This is a genomic window from Roseomonas sp. CCTCC AB2023176, assembly GCF_042259275.1.
In the GTDB taxonomy this organism is placed as follows: domain Bacteria; phylum Pseudomonadota; class Alphaproteobacteria; order Acetobacterales; family Acetobacteraceae; genus Roseomonas.
The window spans coordinates 3,635,433-3,654,486 of record NZ_CP170086.1 but is presented as its reverse complement, the minus strand read 5'-3'; the positions used below and the strand labels follow the sequence as shown (position 1 = coordinate 3,654,486).

Here is a 19,054-nt window from a genome sequence, read left to right as displayed (position 1 = left end):
CCGTGACCATCGCCCTGATCCGCCCCCCCGGCGCCTTCCGGATCGAGGACCTGCCCAGCCCGAACCAGGACGACCGTCCCGTCGGCACGCCGGTGGACACCCTCATCCTCCACTACACCGACATGGAGTCCGGCGCGGCCGCGATCGCCCGCCTGCGCGACCCCGCCGCCAAGGTCTCTTCCCACTACGTCGTCGAGGAGGACGGACGCGTCTTCCGGCTGGTGCACGAGGAACGCCGGGCCGCCCATGCCGGCATCTCCCACTGGCGGGGCCATGAGGCGCTGAACGGCCGCTCCATCGGCATTGAGGTCGTGAACCCCGGCCATTCCTGCGGCTACCGGGCCTTCCCCGCCCTCCAGATGGGCGCCGTCGCCGAGCTCTGCCTCGGAATCCTGTCCCGGCACCCCATCCCCGCGCGAAACGTCGTCGCCCATTCCGACGTGGCCCCGGACCGGAAGGTGGACCCGGGCGAGCTCTTCGACTGGGAGGGCCTGGCCGCGATCGGCATCGGCTTCTGGCCGACGGGCGTGGACGGTGCGGACCGCGGGAGACCGCCGGACGGCATGGCTCGCGCGACCGGCCTGATGCGGCGGATTGGCTACGGCGTGGACCCGGACCGGCCGGAAGTCGCGCTGCGCGCCTTCCAGCGTCACTGGCGCCAGGAATGCGTGGACGGAAGCCCCGATGCCGGGACGCTCGCGCGGCTGGAGGCGGTGGCCCGGCTCGCCGAGGCCTGACAGGCGCTTGCCGGCGGCGTGCCGCCCGCGCATACCCCGCCCGCCAGGCGGCCGGACGACCGCTGGCCCGGGTTCACCCCGCGGCTGGAGGAAAGTCCGGGCTCCACGGGAAGACGGTGCCGGTTAACGGCCGGCGGGCCGGGGCGCGAGCCCCTGCCCAGGGACAGTGCCACAGAGAACAGACCACCGCCTGCCGAGGGACTTGTTCCCGAGGCCGGCGGCCAGGGTGAAACGGTGGGGTAAGAGCCCACCGCGCCCCCGGCGACGGGGGCGGCACGGCAAACCCCACCGGGAGCAAGGCCGAATAGGGGTGGCCGGCGAGCGTGGAGACACGCCGACGCAGGGGTTCCCGCCCCGCCGCCCGGGTTGGCCGCGCGAACCCCCCGGCAACGGGGGGTCCAGAGGAATGGTCGTCCGGTGCCGCCCAGGGTCGCTTGGTCGGCACCGACAGAACCCGGCTTACAGGCCGCCTGGCACCTTTCGTTTCGCAAGCCGAAACGCCACTCACGTTTTCGCTCGCGGGCCTACACAGGCCGAAACGAATTCGGCCGGCTTGCCCCACCCGGCGAGTCAACAAATCAGCCCATCACTCGCCGCCAACACCTTGATCCACAAGGTTATCCACAGGCGTTGCAGCGCGGTCACACAGGGAAAACGGTGCGAAACGATGCTTGGCGTCCCAGGATATCCCATGGTATCCCAACTCATCCCGTGAGGGCGCGGATCGAGGGGGGTCCAGCCCACGGGGTGGTCGGGTGAGCCGGCGGGATCGGGGGGTCCCGCCGGCCATCTGAGGGGGAGCTGAACCTGCCTTCACGACCCGGGCAGGGGCATCGGCAGCGTCGCCGGGAACGACCGCGTCGAGGGGAGCGGACGTCCATCGGATGACCCACTTCCTGGGCACCTTCAGCGGCAAGTTGGACAAGAAGGGACGGGTCTCCGTCCCCGCGTCCTTCCGTGCGGCCCTGGAACGCCTGGGCACCGAGGAGCTGATCTTCCGCCCCTCCCATACCCATCCCTGCGTCGAGGCCTGGCCGGCGCCCTTCTTCGCCGCGCTCTCCGAGGGTCTGAACACGCTCGACGCCTTCTCCGACGCCCATGACGAGATGGCGATGGCCCTCTTCTCCGAGGCTTGCCCGCTGCGCCCGGACGGCGAGGGGCGAATCGTGCTCCCCGAGTCGCTCATCGTCCATGGCGGCCTGGGGGAGGCCGTCTGCTTCGTCGGCGTCGGCCGCACCTTCCAGCTATGGGAACCCGCCGCGGCCAAGCGGCGGATGGACGAGGCGCGGGAACGCGCCCGGGCCCGCGGCCTGACCGTCCCTGCCCCCAGCCAGGGTCAGAACCCGGGCCGCCCGGCATGAGCGGCGTCCTGACCGGCCACGTCCCCGTGATGCTGGCGGAGGTGCTCGCCGCCCTCTCCCCCGCGACGGCGCCGCCTACCTCGACGGCACCTTCGGCGGCGGCGGCTATGCCCGGGCCATCCTGGAGGCCGCGGGATGCACCCTCTACGCCCTGGACCGCGACCCCGACGCGATCGCCCGCGGTGCTGCCCTCGTCGCCGCGCATCCCGGCCGGCTCCACCTGATCCAGGGCCGGTTCGGCGACATGCTCGACCTCATCGGCTCCCGCGGCGTCACGGCCCTGGACGGGGTGGTGCTGGACCTCGGCGTCTCCTCCTTCCAGATCGACCAGGCGGAGCGCGGCTTCTCGCTGCGGGCGGACGGCCCGCTGGACATGCGCATGGAGGCGCGCGGGCCAACCGCGGCTGACCTCGTCAACACGCTCCCCGAGTCGGAACTCGCCGACCTCCTCTGGACCCTCGGCGAGGAGCGGCAGTCCCGCCGCATCGCCCGCAAGATCGTCGCGGCGCGCGGCGACGCGCCCTTCCGGACGACGTTGCAGCTGGCGGAAGCCATCCACGCCGTCATGCCCCGCGATCCGTCGGGCATGGACAGCGCCACGCGCTCCTTCCAGGCGCTGCGGATCCGCGTGAACGACGAGCTCGGCGAAATCGAGCGCGGCCTCGCCGCCGCCGCGCGACTGCTCGCGCCAGGCGGGCGACTCGTCGTCGTGTCCTTCCATTCGCTCGAGGACCGCATCGTCAAGCGCTTCATGCGCGACGCCGCGGGGCGGGCGCCGTCGGCATCGCGCCACGATCCGTCATCCCTCCTCGACGCGACTCGCAACGCTGGTTTCAAACTGCTGACGACGAACGCGCTGCGGCCGACGGCCGCAGAGACCGACAGGAATCCCCGCGCGCGGTCCGCCCGCCTGCGCGCGATCGAGAGGCTGGCCGCATGATCCGACCCCTGACCCTGCTGTCGCTGATCGCAGCCGGCGGCGCCGGGCTGCACCTCTACTCGGTGAAGCACGAGGTCTCGACGCTGGAGCGTGAACTGCGCGACATCGGCCGCCAGACCGAGGCGGCGCGGGAGCGCACCGCGGTCCTGCGGGCCGAATGGGCCCTGCTGAACGAGCCGGAGCGCCTGCGCGCCGCCGCGGCACGCCTGCTGCCGCTGGAGCCGATGCAGACCGCGCAGTTCGTCCGCCCCGCCGAGGTCGAGCGCCGCCTGCCGACCGTCGTCGCCTTCGCCGGCCCGCAGAACCTCTTCGCGCCGGCCAGCGCGACGATGGTCGCGGCCGCGACGCCGGCCGCCGCGGCGGCGGTCATGGCCGCGCAGGCCAACGCGGCCGCACCCGCGGCCAATGGCGCCGCGACTGCCCAAGCCCGCGCGGCGCAACCCGCTGCCGCGGTCGCGTCGCCGGCCGCAGCCCAGCCGCCCGCCGCTGCTCGCGCCTCCGCCCCCGTGCAAGTGGCCGCTGCCCCGGCGCGCGAGGCCGTCCGCCCGGCGGCTGCGACGCCCCGCGCGGCGCCGGAGCCCGCCCGCGCCGCCCCGGCGCCGCAGCCCCGCGCGCCGGAGGTCACGCAGCAGGCCGCCGCCCCCGCGCAGCCGACCATCCGCCCGGCGATCTACCTCGCCCCCGTGGCGCGCCAGGCCGAACCACCCGTCCCGACCGGCTCCGCCCTCGGCGCGGCCAGCCGGCCGATGCTCGCGCCGCCCGTCCCCTTCGGTGCGGCGCAGGCCGCCTCGCCGCCGGCGCGCTGACCTTGCCGATCGCGCCCGACCCGCACGACGCGCCGGCTGGCCCGTCCTCCTACGACGGCCCGGCCGAATCGCGTTCGCGCGCCCTCGTCCGCAGCGCCGCCCCCGACCGCAACCGGCGCGCGGTGCTGGAGAGGAGCCGCGGGCGGCTGCTCTTCGCCGCCCTCGGCTTCACCGCGCTGTTCGGCGCCGTCGGGCTGAAGCTGACGCATGCGACGCTGATAGACCCGCGCGAGCCGCGCCGCATCGCCGCGCGCTCCCCCGGGCCGATCGTCGTGAACGAGCACGTGTCGCAGCGCGCGCCCATCATCGACCGGAACGGGGAGATGCTTGCCGTCTCCCTCCCCGTGACCGCGCTCTACGCGAATCCCCGCCAGATCGAGAATCCGGCCGCCGTCGCCGACCGCCTCGTCCGCGTCCTGCCGCAACTGAACCGCGACCGCCTGATCGAGCGCCTCTCCGGCGACCGGCAGTTCACCTACATCGCCCGCGCCCTGACGCCGCGCGAGCAGCAGGCCGTGAACAACCTCGGCGTCGCCGGCCTGCACTTCGAGGACGGCGAGCGCCGCTACTACCCGCAAGGCCGCGCGGCCGTGCACGTCCTCGGCAACGCCGACGTGGATGGCGGCGGCGTCTCGGGCCTCGAGCGCTACCACGACGAGCGGCTGCGGGCCCGCCCCAACGTCGCGCTGCGCACCTCCATCGACATCCGCGTCCAGCTGGCGCTGCGCGACGCGGTGATGCGCGCGATCGAGGACTACACAGGCATCGGCGGCGCCGGCGTCGTGATGGACGTCAACACCGGCGAGGTCATCGCCATGGTGTCGCTACCGGACTACGACTCGTCCGACATCACCGCCGCCACGGCCGACCAGCGCTTCAACCGCGTCACCGTCGGCGTGTACGAGCCCGGGTCTACCTTCAAGCTCTTCACCGCCGCCGCCGCGCTGGAATACGGCACGGGTAATCTCGGGTCGTCCTACAACGCCTCCGCGCCGATCCGGTACGGGCGCTTCACCATCTCCGACTACCGCGGGAAGAACCGCGTCCTCTCCTTCCCGGAGATGCTGATCCATTCCTCCAACATCGCAGCCGCCCACATGGCCCAGGGCTTCGGCCCGCAGCGGCAGCGCGAGTTCATGCTGCGCATGGGCATGCTCCAGCGCCAGGGGATCGAGCTGACCGAGGCCGCCGTGCCCATCGTGCCGCCGGCCTCCGGGTGGCGCGAGATCAACATGCTGACGATCGCCTTCGGCCACGGCATCTCCGTCACCCCGCTGCACGTCGTCACGGGCGTCTCCGCCCTCGTGAACGGCGGCACGCTGCGACAGCCCACGCTCCTCGCCGTGCCGCCCGGGGAAACGCGGGAGGGCACGCGCGTCATCTCCGAGCGCAACTCCGAACTGATGCGCCGCCTGATGCGCGCCGTCGTCACGGACGGCTCCGGCAAGGGCGCGGACGTCGCGGGATATTTCGTCGGCGGCAAGACGGGCACGGCGCAGAAGACGGGGCCGCGCGGCGGCTACCTGCCGAACAAGCGCATCGCCGCCTTCGTCGGCGCCTTCCCGATGAACGCGCCGCGCTACGCCGTCTACGTCATGGTGGACGAGCCGAACCCCAACGCCCGCTCCCACGGCTTCGCGACCGCGGGGTGGGTCGCGGCGCCCGCCGCCGGCACCGTCATCTCCCGCATCGCGCCGGTGCTCGGCCTGATCCCCGAGGACCCGCAGTCGCCGCAGATCCTCCAGGCCGTCTCCCTCCCCGGCGCCCGTCCGCCCGTGGCCCCCGCCCGCCCGGGCACCGGCACGGCGGCGGCGCGGGCCGGCACGACCGCGCCGGCCGCAGGCCCGGCGCCCGCCTTGCGCCAGCCTGCGCCGGCCGCCGCGCCGCAGCCCACCCCCGCCGTCCCGCAGAACCCGCTGCGCACGACGGAAGCGGCGCCCTCCCTCCTGCAGTCACGCGCGATCGAGGCGATCCGCGTGGGCCTGACCTCCTCCGCCCAGGCCGCGGAACCGTCCCGTGCGGCTCCGCCCCTTGCGTCTCGATGAATTGCTGGCACGGATGGCGGCCCCCTTCCCTCCCCCGTCACGCCCGCCGACATCGCGGGCCTGACCGCGGACAGCCGCGCCGTCGGGCCCGGCGTGCTCTTCGCCGCCCTCCCCGGCGCGCGCCGCGATGGGCGCGACTTCATCGCCGAAGCGGTGCAGCGCGGCGCTGCCGCGATCCTCGCGCCCGAGGGCACGGAATGGCCGCCCGGCGTCCCGCCGCGGCCGCTCATCACCGCCGCCGACCCGCGCCGCGCGCTTGCCCTGATGGCCGCCGCCTTCCACGGCCTGCAGCCCGAGCGCGTCGTCGCGATCACCGGCACGAACGGCAAGACGAGCACCGCCGACTTCCTGCGCCAGATCTGGGGCGGAACCGGTGCCCGCGCCGCCTCCCTCGGCACGCTCGGCCTCGTCGCCGAGGGCTTTCCCGTCGGCGAGACGCTGACGACGCCCGACCCCGTCTCGCTCCACGCCACCCTGGCCGCGCTCGCCAAGGGCGGCGTGACCCACGCGGCGATGGAGGCCTCCTCCCACGGCCTCGACCAGCGCCGCCTCGACGGGGTGCGCCTCGCCGCGGCTGGCTTCTCCAACCTCACGCGTGACCACCTGGACTATCACGGCGGCATGGCCGCCTATCGCGCCGCGAAACTGCGCCTCTTCGACACGCTCCTCGCGCCCGGCAGGCCCGGCGTCGCGAACGCAGACATGGACGGCGAGACGCTGGATGCGCTGAGGGGCGTCGCCGCCCGCCGCAACATCCGCCTGACGACGGTCGGGGTGGCGGGCGGCGAGATCCGCCTACTCTCCCACGCCCCGTTGCCGGAAGGCCAGGCGCTGGAACTCGACGCGTTCGGCACGCGCGCCTCCGTCACGCTCCCCCTCGTCGGCCGATACCAGGCCGACAACGTCCTGCTCGCATTGGCGCTGGCCGTCGTCACCGGCACGTCCGTCGGCCGTGCGCTCGAAACTCTCCCCGGCCTCGTCGGTGTCCGCGGCCGCATGGAACTGGCCGCACGTCTGCCGAATGGTGCCGCGGTCTACGTGGACTACGCCCACACGCCGGACGCGCTGGAACGCCTGCTGACCGCGCTGCGCCCGCACGCCCGCCGCCTTCACGTCGTCTTCGGCGCCGGCGGCGACCGCGATCCCGGCAAGCGCCCGCTGATGGGCGCCGCCTGCGCCCGCCTCGCCGACGTCTGCACCGTGACCGACGACAACCCGCGCTCCGAGGACCCCGCCACCATCCGCGCCGCGATCATGGCCGGCATGGCGGCGGCCTGCCCCCGCGCGTCCGAGATCGGCGACCGCGAGGCCGCCATCGCCGCCGCCATGGCCGCCCTCGCGCCCGGCGACGTCCTCGCCCTCGCCGGCAAGGGCCACGAGAGCGGCCAGACCGTCCGCGGCGTCACCACGCCCTTCGACGACGCTGCGGTCGTCCGCCGCCTGGCCGGCCTCGCGTGATGCCGCTCTGGGACAGCGACGCGCTCCGCGCGGCGACGGGCGGGACGGTGCCGGACGGGGTGGCCGTGACCGGCATTTCCATCGACACGCGCAGCCTGCGCCCGGGCGACCTGTTCGTCGCGCTCCGCGACGCGCGGGATGGGCACGACTTCGTCCTCGCCGCCTTCGCGGCCGGCGCCGCCTGCGCCCTGGTGGACCGCAATGTCGCAGGCGGCCCGACCCTGCGCGTGACCGACACGCTGCAAGGCCTGACCGACCTCGGCGCCGCCGGACGCGCCCGCGCCGGGGCCCGCGTCGTCGCCGTCACCGGTTCCGTCGGCAAGACCAGCACGAAGGAAATGCTGGCCGCCGGCCTCACGGCCTGCGGCCCCACCCACGCCTCCGTCGCGAGCTTCAACAACCATTGGGGCGTCCCCGTCACCCTGGCACGCATGCCCGCCGATGCCGCCTTCGCCGTCATCGAGATCGGCATGAACACGCGTGGCGAGATCGCGCCGCTCTCCCGCCTCGCCCACCCCGACGTCGTGATGATCACGACCATCGCCCCCGCGCATCTCGGCCGCCTCGGCTCGATGGAGGCGATCGCGGAGGAGAAGGCCGACATCCTCGCCGGCCTCGCCCCCGATGGCACGGCGGTCTTCCCCGCCGACAACGAATGGTCGCCGCTGCTCCGCCGCCGCGCCGAAGCCGCCGGCGCGCGCCTGCTGACCTTCGGTGAATCCGTCGATGCCGACGCCCGCCTGACGGAGTGGACGGGCGGCGCCGACACGCAATCCTTCCGCGCCCTGATCTTCGGTGCCGATCTCCACGTCACGCTTCCCGTGCCCGGCCGCCACATGGGCCTCAACGCGCTCGCTGCGATCGTCGCGGCTGGCGCGCTTGGCGCCGACCCGGCCCGCTTCGCCGCGGGCCTCGCCGCCTTCTCCGCCCTCGCCGGCCGCGGCGCCCGCGTCGTCCTCCCGCTCCCGGGCGGCGAGGCGCTGCTCCTCGACGAATCCTACAACGCCAACACTGCCTCCATCCGCGCGGCGCTCGCCGTCCTCGCCGCCCAGCCCGCGCGCCGCCGCATCGCCGTCCTCGGCGACATGCTCGAACTCGGCGAGGACGCGCCGGTGATGCATGCCGGCCTCGCGCCAGACGCGGCCGCCGCTGCCGACCTGATCTTCAGCTGCGGCCCCGAGATGCGCCGCCTGCACGACGCGCTGCCGCCGAACAAGCGGGGAACGCACGCCCCGGACAGTGCCGCGCTCGCCCCGATCGTGGCCGAGGCGCTACAGCCGGGTGACGTTATCCTCGTGAAAGGGTCGCTGGGGTCGCGCATGTCGGCGGTTGTGCGAGCGCTGCAGACGGTGCAAGGGGCCGCCGCATGATCCCCGCCCTGCTCGCCGGTATCAGCGATTTCCCGCTGTTCAACCTGTTCCGCTATCTCACCTTCCGCGCCGGCGCCGCGTGCCTCACCGCGCTGCTGCTCTCGATGTTCTTCGGGCCGGCCTTCATCCGTTGGCTGAAGTCGGTGCAGCCCGAAGGCCAGCCGATCCGCGCCGACGGCCCGCAAGGGCACCTCGCGAAGAAGGGCACGCCGACGATGGGCGGCGTGCTCATCCTCGCGTCCCTTACCGCCTCGACGCTGCTCTGGGTGGACCTGCGCAACGGGATGATCTGGTTCGTCCTCCTCGTCACGCTGGGTTTCGGCGTGCTCGGCTATCTCGACGACTGGCTGAAGCTGACGAAGAAGAACACGAAGGGCGTGTCCGCGCGCAGCAAGCTCCTGATCCAGGCGGCGCTCGGCCTCGTCGCCGGCATCGGCATCACTCTCCTCATGCCCGTCAGCCTGCAGGACAGCCTGGCCGTGCCCGTCTTCAAGGAAGTCCTGATCCCCTTCGGTTGGTTCTTCCCTGTGCTCAGCATGTTCGTGATGGTCGGCGCCTCCAACGCCGTGAACCTGACGGACGGCCTCGACGGCCTTGCCATCGTGCCCGTGATGATCACCGGCGGCGTCTTCGCCCTCATCGCCTACCTCGTCGGCAACCGCGTCTTCGCGGATTACCTGCAGCTCCACTTCGTACCTGGCACGGGTGAGCTCGCGGTCTTCTGCTCCGCCCTCATCGGCGCCGGCCTCGGCTTCCTCTGGTTCAACGCCCCGCCGGCCGCCGTCTTCATGGGCGACACCGGGTCGCTGGCCCTCGGCGGCGCCCTCGGTGCTGTCGCCGTCGCGACGAAGCACGAGGTCGTGCTGGCCATCGTCGGCGGGGTCTTCGTGGTCGAGACGCTCTCCGTCATCATCCAGGTCTTCTGGTTCAAGCGCACGGGCCGCCGCGTCTTCCTCATGGCCCCGCTGCACCATCACTTCGAGAAGAAGGGCTGGCCGGAGCCGACCATCGTCATCCGCTTCTGGATCATTTCGATGATCCTCGGCCTTGTCGGCCTGTCCACGCTGAAGATCCGATGAGCGCCCCGCGCCCCTTCGCCGGACAGCGGATCGCCGTGCTGGGGCTCGGCCGCGCCGGGCTGCCCGCCGCGACGCGCCTGGCCGAATGGGGCGCACACGTCACCGCCTGGGACGACGGCGCGGCCGCGCGCGACGCCGCATCCGGCGCCGGCCTGACGGTCGCGGTACCCCGCGACTTTGACGCCCTCCTGATCTCCCCCGGCATCCCGCATCGCGGTCCGAAGGCGCACGCCATCGCCCTCCGCGCCGCCGAGATCGGGGCGCCGATCCTGGCCGATGTCGAGTTACTCTGGCGCGGCGTCCGCGCCCTCGGCTCGAAGGCGCGCTTCGTGGGCATCACCGGTACGAACGGCAAGTCCACGACGACGGCGCTGCTGGACCACATCCTGCGGACTGCCGGCCGCACCGTCGCCACCGGCGCCAACCTCGGCCCGCCCGCCATGGCCATGCCCGTGCTGCCGGACGGCGGCACCTACGTGCTGGAGATATCCTCCTACTCCGCCGAGCGGCTGGACCGCACCCGCTTCGATCTCGCCGCTTTCCTGAATCTCTCCCCGGACCATCTGGACCGCCACGGCGACATGGCCGGCTACGCCGCCGCGAAGGCGACCATTCTGCGCGACGCCGTGGCCGTGATCGGGATGGACGACGACCGGTCGCGCGGCGTCGGGGCTGCCCATCGCGGTCGCGTCATTCCGATCTCCGGCACCAACCCGCAGCCAGGCGGCGTTTGGGCCGAAGGTACCCTCCTCCGCGACGACGGCGGTCCCATCGCCGACCTGCGCGACGCGCCCGCCCTTCCCGGGGCGCACAACGCCCAGAACGCCGCGGCGGCGGCGGCTCTCGCCCTCGCCCTGGACGTCCCGCGCGCGACGATCGCCGGGGCCATCCGCACCTATCCCGGCCTGCCGCACCGCCAGGAGCGCGTCGCCACCATCGGCGGCGTGACCTTCCTGAACGACAGCAAGGCGACGAACGCGGATTCCGCCGCCGTCGCGATGGCCTGCCACGACCGCTTCGTCTGGATCGCCGGCGGCGTCCCCAAGGCCGGCGGTATCGCCCCGCTCGCCCCGCTCTTCCCCCGGATCGCCCGCGCCCTGCTGATCGGGGAGGCCGCGCCCGCCTTCGCCGCGACCCTCGCCGCCCACGGCACGCCGCACGAGGTCGTCGGTACGCTGGACGGCGCCGTCGCCGCCTCGCTCCCCGCCGCGCGCGCGACCGGTGCGGCCGTCGTGCTGCTCTCGCCTGCCTGCGCCTCCTTCGACCAGTTCAGCGGCTTCGAGGCGCGCGGCGAGGCATTCCGCAGCCTCGTCCACCACCTGCACCAGACTGCGGAAGCCGCCTGATGGCCCTCTCCCGTGCCGATACCTCCGTCCTCGGCCGCTGGTGGTGGTCCGTGGACCGCTGGACCCTCGCGGCCCTCTTCGCGCTCGTCGGCTTCGGCTACGTCATGGTGCTCGCCGCAGCCCCGGCGGTCGCGGAGCGCATCGGCGCGGCGTCGCGCAACGTCTTCTTCTTCCGCCAGGTCTTCTACCTGCTCGCCGCGGTCTTCGTGATCATCACCGTCTCCCTCTTCTCGCCGAAGGGCGTGCGGCGCCTGGCACTCCTCGGCTGCGCCGGCGCCCTTGCCCTCACCGCCGCGACCCTCGTCATCGGGCCGGAGATCAAGGGCGCCCGCCGCTGGCTGAACCTGCCCCTGCTCGGCTCCCTCCAGCCCTCCGAGTTCCTGAAGCCCTGCTTCGCCGTCGTCGCGGCCTGGATGATCGCCGAAGCCAAGACCGCAGAGCGCCGCGGTTGGATCGGCTGGGTCCTTGCCCTCGGCCTCTATGGCATGATCGCGGTGCTCCTGAAGCAGCAGCCGGACATCGGCATGCTCATGGTCATCACCGCGACCTTCCTCGCGATCATCTTCGTCTCCGGCATCAACGTGGTGATCGTGAGCATCATCGGCGCGGCCGCAGCGGGCGTCGCCGTGCTCGCGTACTTCATGTTCCCCCACGTCCAATCGCGCGTCGCCCGCTTCCTAAACCCCGGCGTCGGTGACAACTACCAGGTGGACGTGGCGCTCGAGGCGTTCGGCGCCGGTGGCCTGATGGGCGTCGGTCCCGGCGAGGGCCGGGTCAAGAACGTCCTGCCGGACGCCCATGCCGACTTCGTCTTCGCCGTGCTCGGCGAGGAGTTCGGCCTCATCATCTGCCTCCTCGTCCTTGGCCTCTTCGCCTTCGTCGTGCTCCGCGGCCTCGTCCGCCTGCTCGGCGAGGCCGACCTCTTCGTCATCCTCGCGGCGACCGGCTTGCTGACGCAGTTCGGCCTCCAGGCCTTCGTCAACATGGCGTCGTCCCTGCACCTGATCCCGACGAAGGGCATGACGCTGCCCTTCGTCTCCTACGGCGGCTCCTCCGTCATCGCGATCGCGATCGGCATGGGCTTCCTCCTGGCCCTCACGCGCAAGCGCATGCTTGGTCGGCCCGAGGAGGGATCATGACGCCCTTCGATCCACGCCTTCCGGCTTCGCCGTCCGACGATCGGAGGGAGCGGTGAGAGGCCCCTTCGTCCGCCCCATCATCATCGCCGCCGGCGGGACCGGCGGCCACCTCTTCCCAGCCGAAGCGCTCGCCGCCGCGCTGCTCGCGAGGGGCGAGCGCGTCGCGTTGATGACGGACGCCCGGTCCGCCGCCTACGCCTCCCCCGTCTTCGCGAACACGGAACGATTCGTCCTCCGCGGCTCCGGCCTGGCCGGCCACGGCGCGCTCGGCGCCGCGAAGGGCGCGCTGGCGCTGGCCGCCGGCACGGCCGAGGCCCGCGGCCTGCTGCGCCGCCTCCGCGCCGCGGCCGTGGTCGGCTTCGGCGGTTACCCCTCCGTGCCCCCCGTCCTCGCCGCCCGGCTCCTCTCGCACCGCCCCGCCGTCATCCTGCACGAACAGAACGCCGTCCTCGGCCGCGCCAATCGTACGCTGGCCCGCGGCGCCGACCTGATGGCGCTGTGCTTCGAGGGCACGTCGAGCGTCCCCGCCGGCGCCCGCGCCGAAGTGCTGGGCAACCCCATCCGTCCCGCCATCGCAGCCCTGCACGGCCGGGGCTACGCGCCGCCGACCGATCGCTTCCGCCTCCTCGTCCTCGGCGGCTCCCTCGGCGCCCGGATCCTGTCGGACGTCGTCCCCGCCGCCGTCGCCCTCCTACCGCCCGAACTGCGGTCGAGGATCGAGGTCGTGCAGCAGTGCCGCACCGAGGACCTGGACCGCTCCGGCGCCGCCTACGCCGCCGCCGGCGTCACCGCCGACCTCTCCGCCTTCTTCACCGACATCGCTTCCCGCTACGCCGCCGCCCACCTCGTCATCGCCCGCGCCGGCGCCTCCACGGTCGCCGAGATCGCCTGTGCCGGCCGCCCATCGATCCTCGTCCCCCTCCCCCACGCCATCGACGACCACCAGAGCGCCAACGCCGCCTCCCTCGCGAAGGCCGGCGCCGCCGAGGTCATCGCGCAGCCCTTCTTCGCGCCGGAACCCCTCGCCAAGGCGATCCGCGCGCGCATGACCCACCCTGAATCCCTGGACGAAGCAGCCCGCGCCGCGGCATCCCTCGCCCGCCCCGAGGCGGCCGAACGGCTTGCTGACCGCGTCCTGCAACTCGCCCGCGAACGCCTCCGCACGGAACCCGCCTGACATGCGCGCCCTGCCCCTCAACATCGGCCCGATCCACTTCGTGGGGATTGGCGGCATCGGCATGTCCGGCATCGCGGAGGTCCTGCACAACCTCGGCTACGCCGTGCAGGGCTCCGACATCGCGGAGGGCTACAACGTCACCCGCCTCCGCAACGCCGGCATCACCGTCCACATCGGCCACGCCGAGGAAAACCTCGGCGCCGCCCAGGTCGTCGTGACCTCCACCGCCGTGAAGCGCGACAACCCCGAAGTGGCGGCCGCCCGCGCCCGCTTCCTCCCCGTCGTCCGCCGCGCGGAGATGCTGGCCGAGCTCATGCGCCTGAGGTGGTCCATCGCCGTCGGCGGCACCCACGGCAAGACCACCACGACGTCCCTCGTCGCCGCCGTCCTGGAAGCGGCGAAGCTGGACCCGACCGTCATCAACGGCGGCATCGTCAACGCCTACGGCACCAACACCCGCCTCGGCGCCGGCGAATGGATGGTCGTCGAGGCCGACGAATCCGACGGCTCCTTCCTCAAGCTTCCAGCCGTGGTCGCCGTCGTTACCAACATGGACCCGGAACACCTGGACCATTGGGGCACGGCGGAAGCCATGAAGCAGGGCTTCATGGACTTCGTCGGCAACATCCCGTTCTACGGCTTCGCCGTCCTCTGCGCCGACCACCCGGAGGTGCAGGCGATGATCCCCCGCCTCTCCGACCGCAAGCTCATCACCTACGGCTTCTCCCCCCAGGCCGATGTCCGCGCCGAACGCGTCATCACCGACCGCATGGGGGCGACCTTCGAAGTCGTCGTGCAGGACCGCGTGACGAAGCGCACGCGACGCATGAAGCCCTTCCGCCTGCCGATGCTCGGCCAACACAACGTCCTCAACGCCCTCGCCGCCGTCGCCATCGCGGTGGAGATGGACGTGCCGGAAGACACGATCCGCACCGCCCTGACCAACTTCAAGGGCGTGAAGCGCCGCTTCACCCGCGTCGGCGAATCCGGCGGCATCACCGTCATCGACGATTACGGCCACCACCCCGTCGAGATCGCCGCCGTCCTCAAGGCGGCCCGCCAGGCCGGCGCGCGCGACGTCGTCGCCGTCGTCCAGCCCCATCGCTATTCCCGCCTGCAGGCCCTGTTCGAGGAATTCTGCACCTGCATGAACGACGCGGGCACGGTGATCGTCGCCGACGTCTACGCCGCGGGCGAACAGCCGATCGAGGGCGTGGACCAGGATGCGCTGGTCGAGGGCCTGCGCGCCCACGGCCACCGATCCGTCGTCCCCCTCCCCGGCCCCGAGAACCTGGCGGAGATGGTCAACGCCATCGCCAAGGCCGGCGACTACGTCGTCTGTCTCGGCGCCGGTAGCATCACCACCTGGGCCCATGCCCTGCCGGAGCAGTTGTCCTCCCTCCAGGCCATGACCGGCTCCCGCCGCATCCGCGCCGTCTCATGACGGCGACGACGTTGGTTGAACGGGGCGCAGCACCCCTGCCCGGCCTGAAGGGCCGCGTCGCCCGCGACGCGGAACTCGGCCCGCAGACCTGGTTCCGCGTCGGCGGCCCCGCCGATTGGCTGGTCAAGCCCGCGGACCTGGACGACCTGCTGCGCCTGCTCCGCAAGGCCAACGCACCCATCACGGTGATCGGCGCTGCCTCCAACCTCATCATCCGCGACGGTGGGGTGCGCGGCATCGTGGTCCGCCTCGCCCGCGGCTTCACCGACGTCGTCGCGGACGGGGACGGCGTCGTCGCCGGCGCCGGCGCGTTGGACATCACCGTCGCCGAACGCGCCGCCTCCGCCAGCCTCGCCGGCCTGGAGTTCCTCAGCGGCATCCCCGGCACGATCGGCGGCGCCGTCGCCATGAACGCCGGCGCCTATGGCACGGAAACGAAGGACGTCCTGGACTGGGCGGAGATCGCGACCGCGGATGGCCTGCTGCGCGTCACCGCCGACGGCCTCCGCATGGCCTACCGCCACGCCTCCCTGCCCCCGGCGGCATCGTCGTCCGCGCCCGCCTGCGCGCCCGCCCTGGCCCCATCGGCGATATCGTCGGCCGCATGGCCGAGATCCGCGCGGCGCGCGAAGCAACGCAGCCCGTCCGCTCCCGCACCGGCGGCAGCACCTTCGCCAACCCGAATACCGGATCGGGGGGCGACAAGGCCTGGCGCCTGATCGACGCCGCGGGCTGCCGCGGCCTGACCCGCGGCGGCGCCCAGGTCAGCGAGAAGCACTGCAACTTCCTCCTCAACACCGGCGAAGCCACCGCCGCCGACCTCGAAGACCTCGGCGAGGAAGTCCGCACGAAGGTGCTGGCGCATTCCGGCGTCCCGCTGCATTGGGAAATCCGCCGCATCGGAGACCGCCGGCCATGATTCGCGTGACCCTCCTCTGCGGCGGTCGCTCCACCGAGCGCGAGGTCTCGCTGTCCTCCGGCGAAGGCTGCGTCCGCGCCCTGCGCGAGGCCGGGTTCGACGTCACCGTCCTGGATCCCGGCCCCGACCTGCCCTCGCTGGTGCAGCAGATCGCGGCCTCCCGCCCCGACGTGGTCTTCAACGCCCTGCACGGCCGCTTCGGCGAGGATGGATGTATCCAGGGCATCCTCGACTGGATGGGCATTGCCTATACGCACTCCGGCCTACGCGCCTCGGCGCTCGCGATGGACAAGGCCGCCGCCAAGGCCGCCTTCGCCGCGGCCGGCCTCCCTGTCGTCCCGCACCGCATCCTCGACGCCGCCGACCTGGCGCAGGCCGACCCGCTGCCGCTCCCCTACGTCGTGAAGCCGGTGCGGGAGGGCTCGTCCGTCGGCGTCTTCATCCTGCGGGAAGGCGACAACCGCCGCGCCGCCATCGCCGCGTCCTGGCGCTGGGGCGAGATCATCGCCGAACCCTTCATTCCCGGACGCGAGCTCACCGTCGCCGTCCGCGGCGACACGCCGCTCGAGGTCACGGAGATCACGACGGGCCGCGGCTTCTACGACTACGACGCGAAGTATGCGGAAGGCGGTTCCCGCCACGTCCTCCCGGCGCCCATCCCCGCCGAACTTCGCCGCCACGCCATGGACTGCGCCCTCCGCGCCCATCGCGCGCTGGGCTGCCGCGGCGTCACCCGCAGCGACTTCCGCTGGGATGACTCCCGCCCGGGCACGGAGGGCCTCGTGCTGCTGGAAGTGAACACCCAGCCCGGCATGACGCCCACCTCCCTCGTCCCGGAACAGGCCGCCTTCCGCGGCATCTCCTTCCCCGAACTCTGCTCCTGGATGGTGCGCGAAGCCGCGCATGACGGCGCGGAAACCGGTGGCACGTCCCTAGGGGTCCGCGATGCCGCGTGAGCTCCGCGCCACCCGCAAGACGGTCGAGCAGGACCCGAAGCGCCCCAGCGCGCTCCGGCTCTGGCTGCGCCGCAAGAAGCCGCTGCTGCGCCCGGCGCTGCGCATCACCGCCGTCCTCCTGCTCCTCGGCGTCGGCGCGGCGGGCGTCATGGCGCTCGACCCCGCCGGCCGCCTCGCGAGCCTGACCGAGCGCGCGACCGGCGCTCTCGGTGCGCGCTTCGGCGGCATGACCGTCACCGACATCGTTATCGAAGGCGCGCGCAACACGCCCCCCGCCCTGCTGCGGGAAGCGCTTGCTGTCCGCACCGGGGATCCCGTCCTCGCCTTCGCCCCGGAAGCCGCGCGGGACCGTGTCCGCCAGATCGCCTGGATCGAGGACGCGCACGTCGAGCGCCGCCTGAACGGCACCGTCCTCGTCCGCGTCCGGGAACGCGCGCCCTTCGCCATCTGGCAGAATGGCGGCCGCTTCGTCATCGTGGACCGGGACGGCCGGACCGTCGCCTCCGACCGCCTCGACGCCTTCGGCCCCCTCCCCCTCATCGTCGGCCCTGGGGCGGAGCGCGGCGCCGGCACCCTCTACGACCTGCTGCGCGACGCGCCGGACGTGCTGGTGCGCACCCAGGCCCTCGTCCGCGTCGGCGACCGCCGGTGGGACCTCCGCCTGCATTCCGGGACGAACGTCATGCTGCCGGAGGGGCACGAGGCCGCGGCCATCACGCGCCTCAAGGATCTCCAGGCCCGCCAGGCGCTGTTGGACCGTCCCTTGCAAGTCGTGGACATGCGCCTGCCCGACCGCCTCGTGCTGCGTCCCAACCCGCCGCCCGCCACCCCGGCGCCGGCCCAGCAGGCCACCCAGGTGCGGGGGAGGAACGGATGAACGCGATCTCGCGGGTTTCGACGACCGACGGGGGCGGGCCGCCACCCCATGGTTCTGGTTTGGGACCCGGCCGCCGGCCCCGCGCGCGGTCCGGCAATTTCGGCGTGCTGGACATCGGCAGCAGCAAGGTCGTCTGCCTCGTCGCGCGGATCGAGAACGACGGCACGCCCCGCGTCCTCGGCTTCGGCTGGCACCGCGCCCGCGGCGTGAAGGGCGGCAACGTCGTCGACCTGCAGGAGGCGGAGCGCTCCATCCGCGCCGCCGTGGCAAGTGCGGAGGAGATGGCGGACCAGAAGCTCTCCGGCATCATCTGCAACCTCTCCTGCGGCCAGCCGGAATCCCGCGTCCACAACGTGCAGTGGACCATCGGCGGCCGCGCCGTGACGGAAGCCGACCTCCGTGCCGTCGTCTCCGAAGGCCGCCGCCGCATGGCGGAAGAAGGGCGCGAGCCCGTCCACGCCCTCCCCCTCGGCTTCACCATCGACGCGACGCCCGGCGTGGACGACCCGCGCGGGATGATCTGCGACACCCTCGGCGCGCGTCTCCACATGGTGGACGGCGCCTCCCCGTCGCTGCGCAACCTCGGCCTCGCCCTCCACGCCTCCGACCTCGAGGTCGAGGAACTCGTTGCAGCCCCCTACGCCGCCGCCCTTGCCGCCCTCGTGGACGACGAACGGCAGCTCGGCGCGACGGTCGTCGACATGGGCGCCGGCGTCACCTCCGCCGCCGTGCTGCAGGAAGGTCACCTTCTCCACACTGCGCAGATCCCTGTCGGCGGCTGGCAGGTCACGAACGACCTGGCGCGCGGCCTGACGACGTCCGTCAGCCACGCCGAACGCATCAAGACTTTGCATGGCGGCGTCCTCGCCACCGCCGATGACGAACGCGAAACGATCCCCGTCCCGCAGATCGGGGAGGATGAGGAAGTCCTGGCCCGCATTCCCCGCGCCATGGTTGCCCACATCATTCGCCCGCGACTGGAGGAGACCTTCGAACTCCTCCGCGACAAGCTGGACTCCGCCGGACTCGGCCGCGACGTCGGCGCCCGTGTCGTGCTGACCGGCGGCGCGTCCCAACTCGTGGGTGCGCGGGAAACCGCGGCGCGGATCCTCGGCCGCCAGGTCAGGCTCGGGCGGCCGCATCCGGTCCGCGGGCTTCCCGAAGCCTTCCATTCCCCCGCCTTCGCGACGACCCTCGGACTCCTCGCCTGGGGCGCCGGCGATGGCCGTCCCGTGCTCGACCTCGATTACGGCGCGCGGGCCGTGCGTGAGGGCGTTTTCATGCGTTTGGTGAATTGGCTTCGCGACCGTGTGTGAGGCATAAGACCGGCAGGGGCGATCCGGCGATTCGTGGGCTTGAGCGGGGGCTCGGGACGCGATTCGCGGGACAGCACGCGGGGC

The 19,054-nt window shown here is 73.0% G+C and carries 14 protein-coding genes, 1 other RNA gene and 2 pseudogenes; all 17 read left to right on the top strand.

All coding sequences use genetic code 11. The annotated features are described in order from the left end of the window. Positions 1 to 2: 2 nt before the first annotated feature. Positions 3 to 737, top strand: coding sequence for an N-acetylmuramoyl-L-alanine amidase (locus tag ACE7GA_RS18320; protein WP_376089628.1), 735 nt, complete (start codon positions 3 to 5; stop codon positions 735 to 737). A 43-nt stretch (positions 738 to 780) separates the two neighbouring features. After that, positions 781 to 1,215: RNase P RNA component class A (gene rnpB / locus ACE7GA_RS18315), an RNA gene on the top strand. Between the two features lie 406 nt (positions 1,216 to 1,621). Then, the gene (mraZ, locus tag ACE7GA_RS18310) at positions 1,622 to 2,098 is read left to right on the top strand and encodes a division/cell wall cluster transcriptional repressor MraZ (protein ID WP_376089625.1); all 477 of its coding nucleotides are present in this window, start codon (positions 1,622 to 1,624) and stop codon (positions 2,096 to 2,098) included. Next, positions 2,095 to 3,038, top strand: a pseudogene (gene rsmH / locus ACE7GA_RS18305) (16S rRNA (cytosine(1402)-N(4))-methyltransferase RsmH). The gene mraZ and the pseudogene rsmH overlap by 4 nt, the downstream one beginning before the upstream one ends. After that, on the top strand, positions 3,035 to 3,844 hold the full coding sequence (locus tag ACE7GA_RS18300; RefSeq protein ID WP_376089623.1) for a hypothetical protein: 810 nt from the start codon (positions 3,035 to 3,037) through the stop codon (positions 3,842 to 3,844). Before rsmH ends, ACE7GA_RS18300 begins: the two are co-directional and overlap by 4 nt. A gap of 2 nt (positions 3,845 to 3,846) precedes the next feature. Continuing rightward, on the top strand, positions 3,847 to 5,889 hold the full coding sequence (locus ACE7GA_RS18295; protein WP_376089620.1) for a peptidoglycan D,D-transpeptidase FtsI family protein: 2,043 nt from the start codon (positions 3,847 to 3,849) through the stop codon (positions 5,887 to 5,889). After that, complete coding sequence (locus ACE7GA_RS18290) at positions 5,890 to 7,347, top strand: UDP-N-acetylmuramoyl-L-alanyl-D-glutamate--2,6-diaminopimelate ligase (protein ID WP_376100349.1); 1,458 nt, start codon at positions 5,890 to 5,892, stop codon at positions 7,345 to 7,347. Then, positions 7,344 to 8,717: a UDP-N-acetylmuramoyl-tripeptide--D-alanyl-D-alanine ligase gene (gene murF / locus ACE7GA_RS18285; protein ID WP_376089617.1), complete on the top strand. Its 1,374-nt coding sequence runs from the start codon at positions 7,344 to 7,346 to the stop codon at positions 8,715 to 8,717. The genes ACE7GA_RS18290 and murF overlap by 4 nt, the downstream gene beginning before the upstream one ends. Further along, positions 8,714 to 9,796 carry a phospho-N-acetylmuramoyl-pentapeptide-transferase gene (gene mraY / locus ACE7GA_RS18280; RefSeq protein WP_376089614.1) on the top strand — a complete coding sequence of 361 codons (1,083 nt, stop codon included), beginning with the start codon at positions 8,714 to 8,716 and terminating at the stop codon, positions 9,794 to 9,796. Before murF ends, mraY begins: the two co-directional genes overlap by 4 nt. Beyond that, positions 9,793 to 11,142 (top strand): UDP-N-acetylmuramoyl-L-alanine--D-glutamate ligase, encoded by a 1,350-nt coding sequence (murD, locus tag ACE7GA_RS18275; protein WP_376089611.1) that lies wholly within the window; start codon positions 9,793 to 9,795, stop codon positions 11,140 to 11,142. The genes mraY and murD overlap by 4 nt, the downstream gene beginning before the upstream one ends. Further along, positions 11,139 to 12,281: an FtsW/RodA/SpoVE family cell cycle protein gene (locus tag ACE7GA_RS18270; protein ID WP_376100347.1), complete on the top strand. Its 1,143-nt coding sequence runs from the start codon at positions 11,139 to 11,141 to the stop codon at positions 12,279 to 12,281. The genes murD and ACE7GA_RS18270 overlap by 4 nt, the downstream gene beginning before the upstream one ends. Positions 12,282 to 12,333: 52 nt before the next feature. Continuing rightward, positions 12,334 to 13,458 carry an undecaprenyldiphospho-muramoylpentapeptide beta-N-acetylglucosaminyltransferase gene (murG, locus tag ACE7GA_RS18265; protein WP_376089608.1) on the top strand — a complete coding sequence of 375 codons (1,125 nt, stop codon included), beginning with the start codon at positions 12,334 to 12,336 and terminating at the stop codon, positions 13,456 to 13,458. A gap of 1 nt (position 13,459) precedes the next feature. Beyond that, entirely contained in the window at positions 13,460 to 14,902 is a 1,443-nt protein-coding gene (murC, locus tag ACE7GA_RS18260) for a UDP-N-acetylmuramate--L-alanine ligase (protein ID WP_376089605.1), read from the top strand. Continuing rightward, positions 14,899 to 15,821, top strand: a pseudogene (gene murB / locus ACE7GA_RS18255) (UDP-N-acetylmuramate dehydrogenase). The gene murC and the pseudogene murB overlap by 4 nt, the downstream one beginning before the upstream one ends. After that, positions 15,818 to 16,777: a D-alanine--D-alanine ligase gene (locus tag ACE7GA_RS18250; RefSeq protein ID WP_376089601.1), complete on the top strand. Its 960-nt coding sequence runs from the start codon at positions 15,818 to 15,820 to the stop codon at positions 16,775 to 16,777. Before murB ends, ACE7GA_RS18250 begins: the two are co-directional and overlap by 4 nt. Further along, positions 16,767 to 17,654, top strand: coding sequence for a cell division protein FtsQ/DivIB (locus tag ACE7GA_RS18245; RefSeq protein ID WP_376089598.1), 888 nt, complete (start codon positions 16,767 to 16,769; stop codon positions 17,652 to 17,654). Before ACE7GA_RS18250 ends, ACE7GA_RS18245 begins: the two co-directional genes overlap by 11 nt. Beyond that, the gene (gene ftsA, locus ACE7GA_RS18240; RefSeq protein WP_376089595.1) at positions 17,651 to 18,970 is read left to right on the top strand and encodes a cell division protein FtsA; all 1,320 of its coding nucleotides are present in this window, start codon (positions 17,651 to 17,653) and stop codon (positions 18,968 to 18,970) included. The genes ACE7GA_RS18245 and ftsA overlap by 4 nt, the downstream gene beginning before the upstream one ends. Positions 18,971 to 19,054 lie beyond the last annotated feature (84 nt).

Coding starts and splice junctions, on each gene's coding strand:
- ACE7GA_RS18245 (WP_376089598.1), top strand. CDS start 16,767: ATGCCGCGTGAGCTCCGCGCCACCCGCAAGACGGTCGAGCAGGACCCG.
- murC (WP_376089605.1), top strand. CDS start 13,460: ATGCGCGCCCTGCCCCTCAACATCGGCCCGATCCACTTCGTGGGGATT.
- mraZ (WP_376089625.1), top strand. CDS start 1,622: ATGACCCACTTCCTGGGCACCTTCAGCGGCAAGTTGGACAAGAAGGGA.
- murD (WP_376089611.1), top strand. CDS start 9,793: ATGAGCGCCCCGCGCCCCTTCGCCGGACAGCGGATCGCCGTGCTGGGG.
- ftsA (WP_376089595.1), top strand. CDS start 17,651: ATGAACGCGATCTCGCGGGTTTCGACGACCGACGGGGGCGGGCCGCCA.
- ACE7GA_RS18300 (WP_376089623.1), top strand. CDS start 3,035: ATGATCCGACCCCTGACCCTGCTGTCGCTGATCGCAGCCGGCGGCGCC.
- ACE7GA_RS18250 (WP_376089601.1), top strand. CDS start 15,818: ATGATTCGCGTGACCCTCCTCTGCGGCGGTCGCTCCACCGAGCGCGAG.
- mraY (WP_376089614.1), top strand. CDS start 8,714: ATGATCCCCGCCCTGCTCGCCGGTATCAGCGATTTCCCGCTGTTCAAC.